Source organism: Paenibacillus sp. FSL H7-0326 (assembly GCF_001955535.1).
GTDB lineage: Bacteria > Bacillota > Bacilli > Paenibacillales > Paenibacillaceae > Paenibacillus > Paenibacillus shunpengii.
The window spans coordinates 1413814-1431913 of record NZ_MPVN01000001.1 but is presented as its reverse complement, the minus strand read 5'-3'; the positions used below and the strand labels follow the sequence as shown (position 1 = coordinate 1431913).

At 45.8% G+C, this 18100-nt stretch carries 13 protein-coding genes and 1 pseudogene; 11 read left to right on the top strand and 3 right to left on the bottom strand.

Features of this window, described 5'->3' with window-relative positions; translation table 11 throughout:
• Positions 1-148: 148 nt before the first annotated feature.
• Complete coding sequence (locus BK126_RS07040) at positions 149-1183, bottom strand: RluA family pseudouridine synthase (RefSeq protein WP_076311898.1); 1035 nt, start codon at positions 1181-1183, stop codon at positions 149-151.
• Between the two features lie 208 nt (positions 1184-1391).
• Between BK126_RS07040 and BK126_RS07035 the strand changes: the two genes are divergently transcribed.
• From BK126_RS07035 to BK126_RS07025, 3 genes are all read left to right on the top strand, one after another.
• Positions 1392-2234, top strand: a complete 843-nt coding sequence (locus BK126_RS07035; protein ID WP_076311897.1) for a MetQ/NlpA family ABC transporter substrate-binding protein — start codon at positions 1392-1394, stop codon at positions 2232-2234.
• Positions 2235-2521: 287 nt separating this feature from the next.
• Entirely contained in the window at positions 2522-4402 is a 1881-nt protein-coding gene (gene recQ / locus BK126_RS07030) for a DNA helicase RecQ (protein WP_076311896.1), read from the top strand.
• A gap of 45 nt (positions 4403-4447) precedes the next feature.
• The gene (locus BK126_RS07025; protein ID WP_076311895.1) at positions 4448-6217 is read left to right on the top strand and encodes a B12-binding domain-containing radical SAM protein; all 1770 of its coding nucleotides are present in this window, start codon (positions 4448-4450) and stop codon (positions 6215-6217) included.
• Positions 6218-6553: 336 nt separating this feature from the next.
• On the opposite strand, the gene BK126_RS07020 is transcribed toward BK126_RS07025, so the two are convergent.
• The gene (locus BK126_RS07020; RefSeq protein ID WP_076311894.1) at positions 6554-7225 is read right to left on the bottom strand and encodes a hypothetical protein; all 672 of its coding nucleotides are present in this window, start codon (positions 7223-7225) and stop codon (positions 6554-6556) included.
• A gap of 299 nt (positions 7226-7524) precedes the next feature.
• On the opposite strand from BK126_RS07020, the gene BK126_RS07015 reads away from it, so the two are divergent.
• From BK126_RS07015 to BK126_RS06975, 8 genes and pseudogenes are all read left to right on the top strand, one after another.
• On the top strand, positions 7525-9033 hold the full coding sequence (locus BK126_RS07015) for a peptidase G2 autoproteolytic cleavage domain-containing protein (protein ID WP_076311893.1): 1509 nt from the start codon (positions 7525-7527) through the stop codon (positions 9031-9033).
• A 195-nt stretch (positions 9034-9228) separates the two neighbouring features.
• Positions 9229-9750 carry an NUDIX hydrolase gene (locus BK126_RS07010; RefSeq protein ID WP_143757715.1) on the top strand — a complete coding sequence of 174 codons (522 nt, stop codon included), beginning with the start codon at positions 9229-9231 and terminating at the stop codon, positions 9748-9750.
• A 187-nt stretch (positions 9751-9937) separates the two neighbouring features.
• Positions 9938-10342, top strand: a complete 405-nt coding sequence (locus BK126_RS07005; protein ID WP_076311892.1) for a GNAT family N-acetyltransferase — start codon at positions 9938-9940, stop codon at positions 10340-10342.
• A 577-nt stretch (positions 10343-10919) separates the two neighbouring features.
• Positions 10920-12371: an MFS transporter gene (locus BK126_RS07000; protein WP_076311891.1), complete on the top strand. Its 1452-nt coding sequence runs from the start codon at positions 10920-10922 to the stop codon at positions 12369-12371.
• A gap of 185 nt (positions 12372-12556) precedes the next feature.
• Positions 12557-13876: pseudogene (locus BK126_RS30350) on the top strand (ISL3 family transposase).
• Between the two features lie 479 nt (positions 13877-14355).
• A complete protein-coding gene (locus BK126_RS29765) occupies positions 14356-14517 on the top strand; it encodes a tyrosine-type recombinase/integrase (protein WP_305954031.1) in 162 nt (53 codons plus the stop codon).
• A 203-nt stretch (positions 14518-14720) separates the two neighbouring features.
• On the top strand, positions 14721-15149 hold the full coding sequence (locus BK126_RS06980) for a hypothetical protein (protein WP_076311889.1): 429 nt from the start codon (positions 14721-14723) through the stop codon (positions 15147-15149).
• A gap of 448 nt (positions 15150-15597) precedes the next feature.
• The gene (locus BK126_RS06975; protein ID WP_076311888.1) at positions 15598-16785 is read left to right on the top strand and encodes a winged helix-turn-helix domain-containing protein; all 1188 of its coding nucleotides are present in this window, start codon (positions 15598-15600) and stop codon (positions 16783-16785) included.
• 372 nt (positions 16786-17157) lie between these two features.
• Here the strand turns inward: BK126_RS06975 and BK126_RS06970 are convergent, their stop codons facing one another.
• Positions 17158-18009 (bottom strand): aldo/keto reductase, encoded by an 852-nt coding sequence (locus BK126_RS06970; protein ID WP_076311887.1) that lies wholly within the window; start codon positions 18007-18009, stop codon positions 17158-17160.
• Positions 18010-18100: the final 91 nt, after the last annotated feature.

Below are 18100 nucleotides of genomic sequence, written 5' to 3'. Positions count from 1 at the left end.
ATCGCTAGTAACATGTACAGTCCTGTACATACTTTACCCAGAATAGCTGGGAATTAAAGAGGAAGCATAAGTAAATATGGTGTTGGAATCCATTTCACTCATCACATAAAAGGTGGATGCGAAGGCGATATAATGCTATCGGCTGAGATCACTTCGGTGGAAAAGGTCTGAGAAAAGCTTTGGGAATCGGTGTTTCGAACCGCATCTGCTTCCCGGTTCCCGGATGAGTGAAGGCAAGCACTCTGGCGTGCAGCGCAAGTCGGCCGATGCCTCGTCCCTTGGCGCCATATTTCTTGTCCCCGACAACCGGATGTCCCAGTTCCTCCATATGAACCCGGATCTGATTCTTGCGGCCGGTCTCGAGCTGAATTTCAAGCAATGAATAGTCGTTGCTGGTTTGCAGTGTTTTGTAATGAGTAACGGCCTTCTGCCCATCATTTGCATAGGGAGTGGAATACATCTTGAGTGTTTTGCTCTCTTTTAGATAGGAGGTAATCGTGCCCTGCTCCTGCTTGACCTTACCTTCCACAAGCGCAACATAGGTTCGTTCTTCGACCGTATCACGCCAAGCATTTTGGAGAGACTGCTGAATGGCTTCGCTCTTGGCGAACATCATCACTCCTGAGGTATCCCGATCAAGGCGATGAACGATAAAGATTCGGTTAGCCGGATGGGATACGCGGACATGAGCTGTCAGCTGACGATAGGCTGTAAGCTCTTGTTCTTTGTCGGAAGCAACAGACAGCAAGCCAGAATCCTTATTCACGATGATAATGTCGTCATCCTCATGCAGAATCGTCAGGCCGATGAGGGGAGGTGCTTCTTCTTTTTTCTCCTGATCAATTGTGACGCTCATCCCTTTTGTCAAAGGATGATTAAATGCCGTAATCGGCTTCCCATCTACGCTAATCTGGCCGCGGGACAAGAGTGCCTTGACTGAATTGCGGCTCTTATTGGATAAGTTCGCCAGCAAGTAGGTGAGCAGCTCAGCGTCTTCTTGGACGATGTAGCTCTTGACCGGCGCCGATGGAATCGAAGCAGGCTTTTTCGAAGTGGATTTGGCTGATCCTTTGAAGCTTGAAGCCTGTCCTTTGCTGCCTTTATGTGATCTGGTGTTCGAGGCTGACGGTGGACGGTTGCTGTAGTCATCCTCTGTACCTTGATAATTCGTTTTTTTTCGCATGCCTTAAGGCCTCCTGGTTCGGTTAAAAATACGGCAAATCCATCAAGCGTTTAGTTCTTGATATCCTGGTTAATATACCACACAAGAGGTAAAGTTTGCACGGAATCGCCTGGGGTCGTGGAGGTTGTTCGTGGTAAAATGATGATGCATAGAATGAGCTCAAGTATGAAATCTTATAAGAGTATGAAGAAAAGGGAGAATAGACATCATGAACATGAAGAAAAAGAAGTTTCATCTACTAGCACTTCTCGCTGTACTTAGCTTGCTGCTCGCCGCTTGTGGTGATCATTTGGTAGAGGAGAACAGCAACGACATAAGCAAGGAAAATATCGATGAGGATCAACAAATTGTGATTGCCGGGACAGAAGGTGCAGGCAAGCAATTTATCGACAAAACGATCAAGGATCTGTTTGAGAAGCAGGGCTACACCTTACAGGTCACAGAAATTACAGACCCATCAGAGGCAGCGACGAAGCTTGCTGAAGGTTCGATCGATGCGTATATCAATACATTCATGGATAATCGGAAGGAGCAGCTGACGACGTTAACAAGCGTTCCGACCGAGCCGCTTGCGCTGTATTCGAATACATTCAAGGACGATGACCAGATTGCAAACGGTACGACGGTAATTATTCCGGAGGAACCCTTAATGCAGGGCCGTGCATTGATGATGCTGGAGGACGAGAATCTGATTGGCATCCGCAAAGGCGCGTCATTATCTGAGATGTCTGTGGAGACAGATGTCACGGACAATCCGAAAAATTTGAAGTTCGAAAAGGCACCCATCGATCAGCTCTCCGATCGAATCAAGAACGAAGCACTTATTGCTGCCCCCCTGCATATTGCTGTCGATGCAGGCCTTACAGAGCAGGAGGCACTTGATGTAGAGGATGTCCCAGGTCAATTCATGGACCAGCTGGTCGTGCGCAGCAAGGATCAAGGGACAAACTTTGCCCGCAGCTTGAAGGAGCATTTTCAGTCCACCGAGTTCAGGAAGCTGATGGATGAGCATTTCCCAGGCTATGATGAGCCGGAATGGATGGAAGATTAATCCAATCTATGAGCAGAAGCTAGCCTGAGTGGGTATAGAACGACAAAAGGAAGTCATTTCAATGAGATGACCTCCTTTTTTTGCGTTTTAGGATCAATCTACATATAAATGAAGCAATTCTGAAATGAAATCCATCAGGCATCTTGATGTAGAGCAGGGATGTTCGGTACACTAAATAGATTGAGATCGTAAAACTAACGCTATAGTTCATTCATTCTGGATAGATGTAAGCTGAATACGAACAGGTGATGTTCTCTTATCAAGAAAGACGGTGAGGAGTAACGGCAATGAGTATACAAGAAAGAACAATGGATGAGGCACGCGAGCTGCTTCAGACTTACTTCGGTTATCCCGACTTTCGGGAAGGCCAGAAGAAAATAGTGGACAGCTTATTGAGAGGACAAGATACCCTGGGCATCATGCCGACAGGCGGCGGCAAGTCGATATGCTATCAGATTCCGGCGCTTCTGCATTCCGGTCTCACTCTGGTGGTGTCACCTCTTATTTCCCTAATGAAGGATCAGGTGGATGCCCTGCTTGCCATGGGCGTGCCTGCTGCATATATCAACAGTACACTGACTGGACGTGAAGTGAATGATCGGATCCGGGCGGCACAGCGCGGAGAGCTGAAGCTGTTATATGTCGCCCCGGAGCGTCTTGAGCTCGACTGGTTCCGAGACGAGATGGCCGCACTGCCCATATCCTGTGTTGCTGTCGATGAAGCACACTGTGTCTCCCAATGGGGACATGATTTTCGGACGAGCTATTTGGCGGTAGCACCATTTGTGGATTATTTGCCCCAGCGCCCGATCGTGGCTGCCTTCACAGCGACGGCAACGCCTGCGGTTATGGATGATATTCTGGAGCTGCTTCGGCTTCGTGACCCTGAAACGTTCGTAACCGGACTCGGACGGGATAATCTGGCGATGCAGGTGCTGCGCGGTGAGAACAAGAAGGAATATATTATGGACTACACACGCGAGCATGCGGATGAGGCGGGCATTATCTATGCGGCAACCCGTAAGGATGTAGATGATCTGTACAGCCGGCTCAAATCTGCGGGGATTGCAGCAGGGCGTTACCATGCCGGCATGACGGATGACGAACGTGCGGCGAGCCAGGAGGCTTTTCTATTCGATGATATAAGAGTCGTTGTCGCTACGAATGCCTTCGGCATGGGGATTGACAAGAGTAACGTAAGGTATGTCATTCATTACAATATGCCGAAAAATATGGAAGCCTACGTTCAGGAAGCAGGACGTGCAGGGCGGGACGGTGAGCCGAGTCAGTGTATTCTCCTGTTTAGCGCGCAGGATATCATGACTCAGAAATTCCTCATTGAGCAGGGCGAATTCCAGGATGAGGATCGGAAGCGAAATGATTATCGGAAGCTGCAGCAGATGATCGATTACTGCTATACGACCAAATGTCTTAGGAGTGCACAGCTGGACTATTTCGGTGAGGTTCATGATGGAACAGGCTGCGGCATATGCAGCTCATGTACGGACGACCGGGAACTCATCGACATGACGGTTGACGCGCAGAAGATCTTCTCCTGCATACACCGGATGCGTGAACGGTTTGGCATTACGATGGTATCCCAAGTTCTGAAGGGGTCGCGGAACAAGAAGGTGATGGAGTATGGATTCGACCAGCTGCCTACGCATGGAGTCATGTCCAATCGCTCGGAGAAGGAAATATCGGAGATCATTAACGTGATGGTATCCGAAGGATATCTTACCTTATCTGAGGGTCAATACCCTGTGGTAAGATTGCAGCCGCTGGCAGTGGAAGTGCTCAAGGGACAGCGTGAAGTGATGCAGCGTGTTGCCCGCGTAAGTGCGTCAGCCGCCTCATCGCGCAGCAGCAGAAGCAGTCGTGTGAGCCGGGATACATCACCTTCGGCGGTTAATGAAACGGTATTCGAACAGCTAAGGCTGATTCGCAGGGAGCTGGCGGAGAAGGAGCATGTGCCTTCTTATATTATTTTCAATGATGCGACACTGCGCGAGATGAGTGTGGTATGTCCGCAGAGCGAACGTGACATGCTGAAGATAAAAGGGGTCGGGGAAGTGAAATTCAAGAAATACGGACAGCCGTTCCTCGATTTCTTCCTGAATCAGGGCGGTAGTTCTGTGGACGAGCCTTATGATGATTATGATTTTTAGACAGTAATTAATTATATATTAACCACAGGGAAAAGGTTGTGCAGAATGAAGGTTATTTTATCGACACTGAACGCGAAATATATCCATACGTCACTTGCCATTCGCTGCTTGAAGGCTTACAGCGAGAAGGATTTTGATATTGAGCTTGCTGAGTATACGATCAAGGATCCCGTCATGAACATCGTGTCCGATCTATATCAGCGCGGGGCAGATGTCATCGGATTCTCCTGCTATATCTGGAATATCGAAGAGACGATCAAGGTCATTAATATATTGAAGAAGGTCATGCCCGAGGTCAAAATCATTCTTGGCGGACCTGAGGTGTCTTATGATGTGGAATACTGGATGGAGCGTCTGACAAACGTCGATTTTATCGTGGTTGGCGAAGGGGAAGAGACGTTTCATCAGCTGCTGACGGAGATCGAGACAACTCAGAAATACCACTTCGTGTATGGACTTGCCTATCGTAAGGGTGATGAGGTCATTGTCATGCCGGGCCGGCCAAAGGCGAATCTGAATGAGCTGCCTTCGCCGCATCGTTTTGCAGAGGATATCCCGGATCTCGGTAAAAGGGTCGTGTATTTCGAAACGAGCCGCGGCTGTCCGTTCAGCTGTCAGTTCTGTCTGTCCAGTATAGAGGTCGGTGTACGGTATTATGATATTGAGCGCACCAAGGCGGATATTCTGTATCTGATTGATAACGGGGCGAAGCTGATCAAATTCGTGGATCGGACGTTTAACATCAAGCGTGATTATGCGCTCGACATGTTCCAGTTCCTGATCGAGAACCACAGAGGCTGCGTGTTCCAATTCGAAATTACGGCTGACATTATGCGTCCCGAGGTGCTCGATTATCTCGCGGAGCATGCGCCGCCCGGTATATTCCGGTTTGAGATTGGCGTTCAGTCCACGAATGATCCGACGAATGAGCTTGTGAAGCGCCGTCAGAACTTTGCGAAGCTGAGCCGTACCGTAAGCAAGATCAAGGAGAGCGGTAAAATCGATCAGCATTTGGATCTCATCGCCGGCTTGCCGCTGGAGGATTACGATACGTTTCGTAAGACCTTTAACGATGTATTTGCACTAGGTCCAGAAGAGCTTCAGCTCGGATTCTTGAAAATGCTGCGGGGGACGGGTCTGCGAATCGATGCGGACAAGTATAATTACTCGTATATGGAGCATGCACCTTATGAAATACTGGGAAGCGACGTCCTTCCATTCAGCGATATTGTCCGATTGAAACGGCTGGAGGATGTGCTGGAGAAATACTGGAACGCACACCGGATGGATCATACACTGAAGTACTTGATGGAGCAGGAATTCACCTCTCCATTTGATTTCTTCCAAGCGTTCGGGGATTACTGGGAAGGACAGGGCTGGCAGAAGATCGGCCACCAGCTGGAGGATTTGTTCACCCGTCTGCGTTCATTTCTGGAGGATCGGGGTACGGCGAACATGGACGTCATCCTTGGTCTGATGAAGCTGGATTACTTCCTTGGTCATAAGTACAAGCCGCGCAAAATATGGTGGGATCTTACGCTGGAGAAGAGCGATTGGTCAGGGTATATCAAGCGCCTAAGCGAGCATCCTGAAGAGATTTCTTCGGTATACGAGAGCATGGCACTGAGTGAAAAAGAGCTGCAGAAGCACGCGGTACTGGAGATTTTGCCGTTCCATCTGGAGAAGGTGCTGGCTGGAGGTACTCCGTCTGCTGCCGAAGGCAGAACACTGCTGCTGGTTGTATATCAGCAAAATGAAGCGCAAAAGCCGGTTTATTTTACACTGCCGCTTGGTGCGGAAGCGAAGGCGATCTAGGCTGTAAGAAGTTTGTAAAAGGGGATACCTCCTTTGAAATTCGTATGTTGTAGAAGCAATGAGTGAAGAGTAAAAAAACAGCAATGAATACAATTGATATTTTCATCCGTTTTGAAAATACGTTGTAAACAGCGAGTATAGCAACGCAGCATATCAGCAAGACCTGCGAACAGGTTCATCCTTATGACTTATTCGCAGGTCTTTTTGATATGCTCTTAAGTTGAATAATTTGAGGTAAACGAGGTAAAGGAGGAGGCAGAAGGCCATAGAATTGACTATGGGAAGCAGTAGAACAAGGAATAGAACAGGCAATACTTGACGGACCCTATGGCTGGGTCAATGGGTCAATTCCTTTATTGTACGGATCAGATGCGTAAGAAGCTTGCCATTGGTCTGTGAGGCAAAGGCGGTCAGCTCCTCGCTATGTCCTTCATAAGCAGATAAGACATAATTCTCGTCCACAATGTAATAGGTTCCGTAGCGGGTGTATGAGTACTTCCCCTCTTGCTCATCTCCTGTTCCCGACATGATTGCCGTTACGATCTTCATACCGGCTTCTAATTCAGGTTCAAATCCTTTCATTTCAGAGCTATAGAATAGATCTATGATGTTCTCAACAGTCTCTCCATAGATGACCTCTTCTACACGGACTTGATAGGAGAAAAATTCATAGACAGCTGGTGATAGATTTTGTTTATTTGTTTTTTCGGCAAGAGCTCCTTCCGGCGTGTTGGGCTCAGTAAATAACTCACTGTGGAAGTTGGGATTAGGCTGCACGACTTCTGCAATAATCACGGCATCTGCCACCTCTAGTACCTGCTGGAAGGGAATCTCTCTAGCCATGATGTTTGGAGGAAATCCTTGTTCGGCAGGATACTCCTGTCTAAGCTCGTTTATTCGTTCAGGTGAGAGACTCGAAGCAGCTGGGGCAACGTTAGCGCATCCCGTAAGCAGGACCATGAGACATATGAGCTGCAGTATGGAGATGCGATCGTATTTCTTTTTCATAACATTGCTCCTAAGATAAGATGAAAGACCTAGAGTGGAAATTTCTTAAACGTTCATATACTCAGTCTTCTATGGAATTGTTTTGTTGTTCTCTACTCTAAAATGAATCTATTATATATAGCGTTGCGGATGGCAGATTAGTTTCGGGTCATGGCTAAAGAAATTTACTGAAAGTGAGAAAAAAGTAGTCATCCCCCCTTTTCCTTAAAAAGAGACCTTCTGTCTAGCAATGTCCCAGGCATTATTCATATTCTCTCATAGAATAATAGAATCAAAGATTCTGAAGGAGAGATGTATCGATGTTATGCAATTCACAGGCGATAGGAACTTGTTCCACAGCGGAAGGGACAAATACGGTGGCAATCGGCAGCTCATCCCATACGGAAGGACTGGATACGACAGCAACACAGACTGCGGCCCACGCCGAGGGATACTTAACACAAGCGCTGGCAGATGCCTCACATGCAGAGGGAGGAGCATCCATCGCTTCCGGTCTATACTCACATGCGGAAGGGGAGCAGACTGTAGCGGGTGCAGAGGCAGCCCATGCTGAAGGATATTTTACATCTGCATCTGGATCGGCTTCGCACGCGGAGGGCGGCGGTACCATGGCGCGTGCGCTCTATGCTCATGCAGAAGGTCAGGCCACCATTGCAGACGGAGATAACTCGCATGCGGAGGGATTTCTTACATCGGCCATTGAGCAGAACTCTCATGCCGAAGGTGGACTCACGATCGCAGCTGGCATTAACGCGCACGCGGAAGGTGAATTGACGATTGCGAGCGGACTTAATTCCCATGCCGAAGGAATGGAGACAACCGCAGCGGGACAAGCAGCCCATGCAGAGGGTGAAAACAATACAGCCAGCGGTAGATCCTCCCACGCCGAGGGGAACCTGAATCTCGCCAGCGGTGCTTTTACTCATGCGGAGGGACAGCGTACGGTGGCGAGTGGCGACCAGTCCCACGCCGAGGGCAATCAGAGTATATCAAGTGGCCAAGCGGCTCATGCCGAAGGAGCAATCACAACAGCTGGAGGACTCGCTTCTCATTCAGAAGGTGTAAACACCATGGCAGACAGCAACTATGCTCATGCGGAAGGACAAAGTACTACTACCAATGGACTTGAAGGTGTCCACATCATGGGAAGATTCGGAGCAGCCAATGAGCAGGAGTACTCTTGGTATTTGGCGAATGGGACAAGCGCTGAAGCTCCTGGGCTGGCTGCCAAGATATTGAGCAATGGAGATGTAAGAATCGACGGGACCGTCAGCAGTCCGGCTGCAGATTATGCCGAAATGTTCGAAACGGTAAATGGACAGCCCATCGAGCCTGGTTATTTTATTGCTCTGGAAGGGGATCGGGTCAGAACTGCACGTCCGGGAGATCGATACATCTTGGGTGTGAGCAGTGCTGTGCCTGCTTATCTCGCAGACTCAGGTGAAATGGGCTGGCAGGGAAGATATGTGACTGACGAGTGGGGAAGAACAAAGTATCATGAGGTCACCGTACCAGCGCTATTGGACAAACAAGAAGCCGTCCTCGCTCCTGAGCGAACAGAGCTGCAGCCCATGCTGAACCCTGCCTGGAATCCGAAGCAAGCGTATATTCCTAGGATGCAAAGACTCGAGTGGGTTGCTGTCGGCATGCTGGGCAAGCTGCGGGTCAGAGATGATGGATCGTGCAAGCCAGGCGAGCTGTGCAACGTAGGTCCGGATGGTATCGCAACCGCTTCGACAGAAGGCTATTATGTGCTGCGGAGAACAGGAGAGAGCCAGGTGATGGTGCTGATCGGGAAGGTTTTTTAGGGATGATGGGGAATGTTGAAGTGATGCTTTCATCCATCAAAACTGCAGATATGTACAGCGTCAACATCATTAATATTGTCTAATATGTTGTTTCACCAGTATGTAGCTCCGTCTGGAGGATGCAAATCTTCTGCTTCTGTTATAAGCTTAAGCAAACATAATGAACCAGTAGAGGTGACATATATATTGAACGAGATGATGCAGCAATTCAAGACACTGAGCGGACCGATCCATTGGGGAGTGGTGACAGCTCATCTGAATACAGAACAGGCACCGGAAGAATCGCTGATCAGTAACATCAGTATCATTCCTGTCGTTGGCAATCAGTACGTTGTCATGCAGCTGGAGGATGGCAGATGGGAGCTGATCGGCGGTACACTCGAACCCGGTGAACACTATATGGAAGGCTTAAGGCGGGAGCTGATGGAAGAGATCGGGGCGGAGCTCGTATCTTATCAGCCATTTGGTCATTTTCAGTGCTCCTCAATGGCTGAAGCTGCCTATCGCCCGCATATCCCGCATCCGAATTTTATTCGTCTACTAGGGTATGGTGAAGTGAAGATTGTGGCCAAGCCGCTTAATCCCGAGGATGGAGAGCAGGTATCTCTGGTGGAGCTCGTAGATATTGATGAGGCGGTAAGAAGATTTGAATCGATCAACCGGTATGATATCGCGGAAATGTATAAGCTTGCCCATATCGTAAGGACGGGGAAGTAAGATTCCCCTGTTTAGTTTATACATGACTCCGTCTCAAACATGACCATTCAAGGCTGGGTCGTCATCTCTATAGTATAGTTATTTAGGGCATCTATTGAACGTGAGATGGATAATGGAAAGTTAATGAAGGACATGCAGTTATTATGTTGTATAAGAGTTGAATTTTGCTTGTGAAAGTGGGGATCGCATGAAGATTGATTTTGCAACAGAGGCGGATTATACATACATAGCAGATCGAGATCAACATATCGCTAAAGCGCTTATCGCCAGCAAGATTAGAGATAAAGAAATTTTGATGCTAAGGCACTCTTCTGAGGTCATGGGCTGGATGAGGTATGGATACTTTTGGGATAACACCCCCTTTATGAACTTGATCTGGCTTGATGAACCTTACCGCGGCAAAGGGTACGGCAAAGAGACTGTACTCCATTGGGAGCAGCTTATGAGGCAGCAAGGCTATACTACAGTAATGACCTCGACCCAATCCAATGAAGACGCTCAACATTTCTACCGCAAGCTGGGGTACAAGGACGCCGGCTGTTTGATGCAAGAGAATGAGCCTTTGGAGATCCTGTTTATGAAAAAGCTATGATATAGCAGATAAAGTATGAACTGAAAAGTATGTAGCTGAAGATGTTATGGTGGGAGCATCATTCATTTTTAGTTTAGAGGGTAGATCCATTTTTATTCCGAATCCAACATATGTGGAACTGTAAACGTTTATACATATAGGGTATTCGGATAATATGGTTGAAATCTGTTCGTTGCCATGTGTGTATAAATTCTGATCTAATGGTTGAAACAGCTATAAATTTTTGAATATCAAGATAATATATATAAATCTATTTGTCATGCATTTGAATTATAAGAGGTGATAAAAAACTATTATAATGAATTAGTGCTCTTGTTTGTCGGGTTCAGTTTCTTCATAATTATATCATAATTTTTAAATCGTCAGTTTCCGCAAAAAAACAGTTGTTTTACTGACCTAAAAATGACAATGGTAGCTATGGTCAGATATATATAAAGTTCGGGACTGCCCCTGCACGTCTTTTATTTTTTATCTCCAACTTTTGTAACATGTAGGAAGGGTGAATGTACGTGGTAAAGAAATCAGATGACCAAGCCTCCTAAAATAAGCAATCAAATATTTTAGGAGGCTTTTCCAAATGAATACAAAGACAAAACAAAATGAATCTGTACAAAATCAGGTGTCCACAAAATTATTAATGATGGTCCTTGTCTTGTCTTCCTTATTGGCTGCCATCACGGTGGATATGGTGAACCCTGTTCTTGGTCTCATTAGCGAATCCTTACAAGCTTCGAAGGCTCAAGTAAGTTGGGTAGTGACTGGAATTACACTTCTACTTGCTATTGGTATTCCTCTATACGGTCGGATGTCGGATTTTATTGAACTCAGAAAGCTGTACACTTTTGCCACTTCCGTATTGAGCATTGGAAGTTTGATCTGCGTTCTTGCTCCCAGCCTGCCAGTATTAGTATTCGGCCGGATGGTTCAAGGAGCTGGAATGTCTGCCATACCGGTCTTATCTGTTGTGGCGGTTTCGAAGGTTTTTGCAGAAGGGAAACGTGGCACCGCATTAGGAGTCGTTGCGGGGTGTATTGGTATAGGAACGGCCTTTGGACCGATCTTCGGCGGCATTGTCGGCCAAACTTGGGGATGGCCTGCTTTATTCTGGATAACCTTTATCCTGTCACTCTTCATTGTAGTCGGGTCTATTTTTGCTCTGCCAGGAATTAAACCGGTAATAGTAGGTGGAACCGAGCGAGGATTTGATTTGGCAGGTGGTGCTCTATTAGGTCTTGCCGTGGGACTATTCCTTTTGGGGGTAACGCAAGGGGAAAGCAACGGCTTTACCTCATTTTCTACTTTAGGAAGTTTTTTGGGTTCCCTTATTTCCATGATTGGATTCATTTGGCGTATTGGCGCGGCAAAAAATCCATTCGTACGACCGGTCTTGTTCAAAAACAAACTCTATGTGAACTCCGTGGTTGTAGCATTTTTGTCTGCGTTTGCCTATTTTGCGGTCCTTGTATACGTACCGTTGCTTAATTTGGAAGTTAACCAACTCACTCCTGGTGAAGCAGGTTTAACACTTTTACCAGGAGGTGCGGCTGTTGCACTCCTTTCGCCATGGGTTGGCCGAATATCTGATCGTGTTGGGACCAAATCGCTTATTGTTACTGGACTAATCGTGATGGGAATATCCACTTTTTTCTTGTCGACATTTGCCACAGGGGCATCCCCCATTATGAGTTCAGTGGGAGTCATGGGGGCGGGAATAGCTTTTGCTTTAGTTAATTCACCTGCTACTAATTCTGCTGTAGGAGTTCTTCAGAAGGATATGGTTGGAGTAGGTATGGGATTCTTTCAGGGTGCACTGTATCTTGGGGTAGGAACAGGAGCTAGCCTCATTGGAGCATTTCTGCATGCACGGAGAGATGCGAACTTTCCGTTAAACCCAATGTATAGTTTAGATGCCGTAAACTATTCCGATTCATTTCTGGTGGTTACCATTGCAGTGATCATCGCACTAATCGCTAGTATTGGATTAAAGAATGATAAACAGGGTAGCAGATTAGTCAAACCTTCGAAATGACTAATTGACTGCCAACTTACGGTTTGTTGCATGCTCACCGGCCTCGTAGTAGCTCAACCTGCCGACAAAATATTGTCGGCAGGTCTTTGAGTTGAATTTCTAGTTTCCTGCCAGTGCAGCTTATCCTATTAACAGTCTGGTTTCTGAGACCAATGAGATACACTGAATGGGCGATAAGACCGATAGTGGATATCCTAAACCTTTCAAAATTCAACATATTGAATGTTGCTGAGAATGAACATGACTTTCAAATTCGGGTGGAGGCGGACTCTCCACCTTTAACTTGTCCTCATTGTGGATGCATAGCGAACCTTTACAAGCACGATAACCGAGAACAGTTATGTATGGACTTGCCGATCCACGGAAAGCGTGTAGGGCTTCTCATAAAGCGTCAGAGGTATCGTTGTAGAGATTGCAAGCAAACCTTCTGGGAGCGTTTAGACCACACGATCAATGAAAAGCGAAGCTGTACTAATCGTTATTATCGTACATTGAAAAGCAGAGCATCAAGCGTACATTCACAAGTGTTTCGGAAGATGTAGGTTTGAATGAGAAGACCATACGGAACATCTTTCGTGACTACATCAAGCGCCTTGAAGAAACGTTGCGATTTGAGACTCCTAATTGGCTTGGCATTGATGAGATTCACATTATCAAGCCTCGTTGTGTCTTAACCAATATTCAAGAACATACCTTGTTTGATATTCTGCCTAACCGCAACAAGGAAACGGTCATAGGCAGCCTCTCACGCATCCCAAACAAAGGCAGAATACATTATGTCACAATGGATATGTGGCAGCCGTATAAGGACGCTGTAAAGGCAGTACTACCCAAAGCAATTATCATTATTGATAAAGTTTCATGTTGTCCGAATGGCAAACCAAGCGTTGGAAACCATCCGCAAACAGCTTAGAGTGAGCTTATCACCGAAGGAACGGCGTGGGCTTATGCACGATCGCTTTATCCTCCTGAAGCGCAACAAGGAGCTCACAGAGATGGATAGGATAACGCTTGACATTTGGACAAAGAATCATCCCTCTCTTGGCATTGCCTATGAACTTAAAGAATCATTCTTTGACTTGTGGGATTCAGACAGCAGACAGAAGGCGTACCTTAAATATCAAGATTGGAAAGCCAAGATCCGAACGGAATTGCAATCTGCTTTTGAGCCTCTTACAAAAGCTATGGCGAACTGGGAGATGGAGATATTCTCCTACTTCGATCATCGTGTTACAAACGCTTATACGGAGTCTCTGAACAACCTAATACGTGTCGCCAATCGTTTAGGTCGTGGATACTCATTTGATGCGCTACGAGCCAAAATACTCTTTTCGGAAGGGCTTCAAAAGGAGCGTAGACCCAAGTATCAGAAGCGTATCGACGATTATGGGATTCGAGACTATAATTATCCGATGTTCGAAAAGATGCTTCCAATCGGTGTTGCTCGTGAGCGTGGAGAACTACACGTTTCCATGACTACATTCTCCTCTGCTCATTGTATTTAAGATGTCCATGTTGGAGCTCCTTATATATGTAGGGTATTCGGATTTTATAGTGGAAAAGGGCCTATAACTCGCCCTTCTCCATTTTCTCAATCAAGGTGGAAATATCGATTCCAACACTTCTGCAACACGAAAAAGACAGCCTCAACATGAGCCTGTCAGTGCCGATACCTTCGGAAACTGTAAGATCTTTTACTTTTTACTTTTCTTAGAAGCGATCCAGAAGACAAGAATCACCACCGGAATAAAAATAAACCAAGGGATGTTGATCGTGCTCTGGGTGATAAACGAGAGAACCAATATTCCGATAGCCCCAAGAATAAGCCAGAGACAACCTCTGTCGAAGATGAGACTAACGAAAAAGCTGTTTATTCTGGGGATCTCGATGTACAGTGGTATACTCAGTATTTGCTTGATCAAGGGCACTCACATGCCTGGTGTATTTTGTATAAATCCAAAGAAATCATTCGATTATATCTAGATTGAAGCGGTCAGGAGTTAAGAAGGAAGCAGGAATAAATGTACTTAGACACTCCTTCGCTATCCATCTGCTTAAAGCAGGCACGGATCTAAGATATATTCAGGAGCTGCTTGGTCACTTAAACTCCTCGACAACTGAAAGCTACACTCACGTAAGTATATAAACATACTCGCAAAATTCAAAGCCGACTGGATCGGATAAGCGATGGGTGAAAAACTGAGGATTACAAATATATGGTAATAAAGTATAATCAAAATGAAAATTAATAGGTTTAGGAATTATCAATATGAAGTGTTATTTACGAAGTTCAGAGATAAAAGAGTTAGGCGAAATAGTTGCAAATAATTTAAGAAAGGAAAAGCATAAATGATAAAAATTATTTCAAGATACATAACAAAGAAAGTTATAAAAAACGAACGCAATAAAAACTCAGATCTGTCATATGACAAGGAATTATTAAACCATTACAGAAGTTTTAGTGAGGAAAAACTTAAAATAGCAAAGGTAAACTACCAAGCTGCAATTGAACTATATAAAAATAATCAATACATAGGAATTATTTTTTCATTTATATTTTCAGTGGCTACTATCTTAATGAAGTCGGCAGTAGACAGTGATAAATTCACGTGGCTTCCTTTTTTTCTCTTGTACTGTGTTCCTTTGTTTGCAATTCTATTATTCTTTATTAATGTATCTTTTAAATTACTTATTAGAAATATGCTACTAGGATTAGTTGGGATTGCTTTAGAAGAGAAAACTACAAAAAAATCGAAAAACCTTAAATTTAGAAAGTAAGGCTTAGAAGGCGACTGCATCATCTAACATGACATTAACGCATCAAATCGCAAGTGATCCTTGGTCCGCTAGAAGCGTGAAGAAGCATAATCACTACGGAGTATATTCCGTTGCAGAGTAGTAATTCAGACGGACACATCCAGCGAGGCTAAGTCTTTAACCCGCAACAGAAACTGCCTTAAACCTCTCGGGGGAATCTTCACAAGAAGCAATGCAACGGGGGATCGTATGCATTAAAGAATTGTTAGAATGACCTTAACAGAATATTGCTGTTGTTACCCATGGAAACCTTTTGTCATTAATATTGAAATATTATGATAATAGATATGGTTTCGATGATTGGAGAAGGATTACTGTTATAAAAATATTTCCAGGAGCAAATTGCAGGAGATTTCAATTTGGATACTCGTGAAGTAATACTTTACTAAACTAGAAGGTAGGTGCGTACATGATCCAATTAACAAAACGCCAGGCACGGCAATTTCTGTTGTTGAAGCATGGGCTTTTGGGCGAATATAAATTTAGTGGGAAGCAGGGCGTATTGGACTTTGCTCGGCAGGCCAGCTGTATTCAATATGACCCCATCGATGTTTGCGGTAAAAACGCCGAACTGGTGCTGCAGTCGCGTATTAAGGGATTTACGAAGGAAATGCTCGCCGAGCTGCTGTATGAGAATAGAAGTCTTGTCGATTATCCTGACAAGAATCTGTCCATTATTCCTGTCGAGGATTGGCCGTATTTTGAGCGATTCAGACAAGCCGCGAGGCTACATGGAGCACGCTATCCAGAAATGGAAGCGTTGACAGCGCAAGTAAGAGCTCATATCCAAAATTACGGTGCACTAAGTTCAAATGATTTGAAATTGGAAGGAGATTTCTCTTGGCAATCGGCCATCCACTGGAGCAGCGGAAACAATACAACCCGTTCGGTGCTGGAACAGATGTATTCGACGGGTGAGTTGATTATCCATCATAAAAAAGGAACTCGTAAGTATTACGATATAGCCAAGAAGTACATACAGCCAAATCTGCTGAATGCATCAGAGCCGCTCGAGGATGAGCTTGAGCATTATAAGTGGCGGGTGCTGCGTCGAATCGGCTCTGTTGGCCTCTTATGGAATCGTGCGTCCGATGCATGGATGAATATATGGGGGTTGAAAACGGCTCAGCGTAATGAAGTTTTTCGCCAGCTATTACAAGAAGAACGCATTGTTGCTGTTGTCGTGGAACAAATTAAGGATATGCTGTACTGCCTTACGGAGGATTTACTGCTAATTGAAGACGTTCTGCAAGATCACGAGCCGAAACTGCGTTGCGAGCTTATTGCCCCTCTAGATAATTTCATATGGGACAGAAGACTTATCAACGAATTATTTGGCTTCGATTACACCTGGGAGATTTACACTCCTGCAATTAAACGAAAATACGGATATTATGTGCTGCCACTATTATATGGAGAGAGCTTCATTGGACGAGCCGAGATCATCGTGGAGCGAAAAACAGGAACACTCGTTGTTAAAAACATCTGGTACGAGAACGGTGTGAAGCAAACAACGCAGTTGCGAACAGCCCTGAACAACTGTATCCAAAGGTTTGCGATTTTCAACGGGTGTGAGACGATTTCGGCAGAGATCTGACAGTCTACAGTTCAGCGGTCTACGTAATACTCGACTTCTTCACCGAGATTACGTTCCCGCCAAGACTCTGGGAGCAACGACACAAAGGAGCACAGATTCTAAATGATGAACTTTTTATCAGCAGCGGGACATCCTGTTTATATCCTACGACGGCTGTAGATGTTTTAAAGGTTGCCGGAATAAAGGTTGAAGATGCGTTAGAGCTATCAAGTCTTGGGACGATAAAACCATATGTAAGCTGTGGAACATCAGGATGCAGTTATATATTCTTGGAATTTCAATCAAATCAGAAGAAGGACAAGGAGAACCCTCCTTGTCCTTTCTTACATAGATGAGGATAAACGCATGATGAGTTTACGGATCGATCTAGCGTTACAGATCGACTTTCCAGTTCCCCATCATCTTGGCTACTTCCGGATCACGGTACGATAAGAAAAGACTTTCCCGCATATCGAGAGTGGAAATTTGTTCAGTATCGTCCGCACTCAGCTCAAAATCGAAAATGTTGAAGTTCTCAACAATCCGCTCTTTGTGCACCGATTTTGGGATAACAACGACTCCACGCTGAACAAGCCAGCGAAGCACGACCTGAGCCACGGACTTGTTGTGTCTTTCTGCAATCGAAGCCAGCACTTCGTTGCTGAACAGGTTGTTAAGTCCTTCAGCAAATGGGGCCCATGACTGGTGTTGCACTCCTTGCTCTTTCATAAAATTGGCGCTCTCGATTTGGTGGTAGAATGGGTGCGTTTCGATCTGGTTGACCGCGGGCAAGATTTCGTTATGCACAATAAGGTCCATCAGACGGTCGGGCAGGAAATTGCTGACACCGATCGCCTTGATCATGCCTTCCCGGTACAGCTCTTCCATCGCACGCCAAGCACCGTAGTAATCACCGAACGGCTGGTGAATAAGATACAGATCAAGATAGTCGAGCTGCAGCTTCTTTAAGGATTTGGTAAATGCCTGCTTGGCACTCTCGTAACCGGCATCCTGAACCCAAAGCTTGGTCGTGATGAACAACTCCTCACGCGGCACGCCGCTGCGCTTGATCGCTCGCCCGACCGCTTCCTCGTTCAGATAACCGGCGGCGGTGTCGATTAGGCGGTAACCTGCCATCAGCGCTTCATATACCGCGTTCTCGCATTCTTCAGCGTTCGGAAGTTGGTAGACACCAAAGCCGATGATCGGCATTTTTACACCATTGTTTAATGTTACGGTTTGCATTGTAATTCCTCCTAATATTCAAATGTAATAGTAGAGCAAGCGGCACGTATTCCTGAGTCTGGCACAGCAGCAGGGATTCCACATACGGTTC

Excerpts from the sequence above, each read along its gene's own strand:
- BK126_RS07040 (WP_076311898.1), bottom strand. The coding sequence starts at position 1,183 with ATGCGAAAAAAAACGAATTATCAAGGTACAGAGGATGACTACAGCAAC.
- BK126_RS07035 (WP_076311897.1), top strand. The coding sequence starts at position 1,392 with ATGAACATGAAGAAAAAGAAGTTTCATCTACTAGCACTTCTCGCTGTA.
- recQ (WP_076311896.1), top strand. The coding sequence starts at position 2,522 with ATGAGTATACAAGAAAGAACAATGGATGAGGCACGCGAGCTGCTTCAG.
- BK126_RS07025 (WP_076311895.1), top strand. The coding sequence starts at position 4,448 with ATGAAGGTTATTTTATCGACACTGAACGCGAAATATATCCATACGTCA.
- BK126_RS07020 (WP_076311894.1), bottom strand. The coding sequence starts at position 7,225 with ATGAAAAAGAAATACGATCGCATCTCCATACTGCAGCTCATATGTCTC.
- BK126_RS07015 (WP_076311893.1), top strand. The coding sequence starts at position 7,525 with ATGTTATGCAATTCACAGGCGATAGGAACTTGTTCCACAGCGGAAGGG.
- BK126_RS07010 (WP_143757715.1), top strand. The coding sequence starts at position 9,229 with ATGATGCAGCAATTCAAGACACTGAGCGGACCGATCCATTGGGGAGTG.
- BK126_RS07005 (WP_076311892.1), top strand. The coding sequence starts at position 9,938 with ATGAAGATTGATTTTGCAACAGAGGCGGATTATACATACATAGCAGAT.
- BK126_RS07000 (WP_076311891.1), top strand. The coding sequence starts at position 10,920 with ATGAATACAAAGACAAAACAAAATGAATCTGTACAAAATCAGGTGTCC.
- BK126_RS06980 (WP_076311889.1), top strand. The coding sequence starts at position 14,721 with ATGATAAAAATTATTTCAAGATACATAACAAAGAAAGTTATAAAAAAC.
- BK126_RS06975 (WP_076311888.1), top strand. The coding sequence starts at position 15,598 with ATGATCCAATTAACAAAACGCCAGGCACGGCAATTTCTGTTGTTGAAG.
- BK126_RS06970 (WP_076311887.1), bottom strand. The coding sequence starts at position 18,009 with ATGCAAACCGTAACATTAAACAATGGTGTAAAAATGCCGATCATCGGC.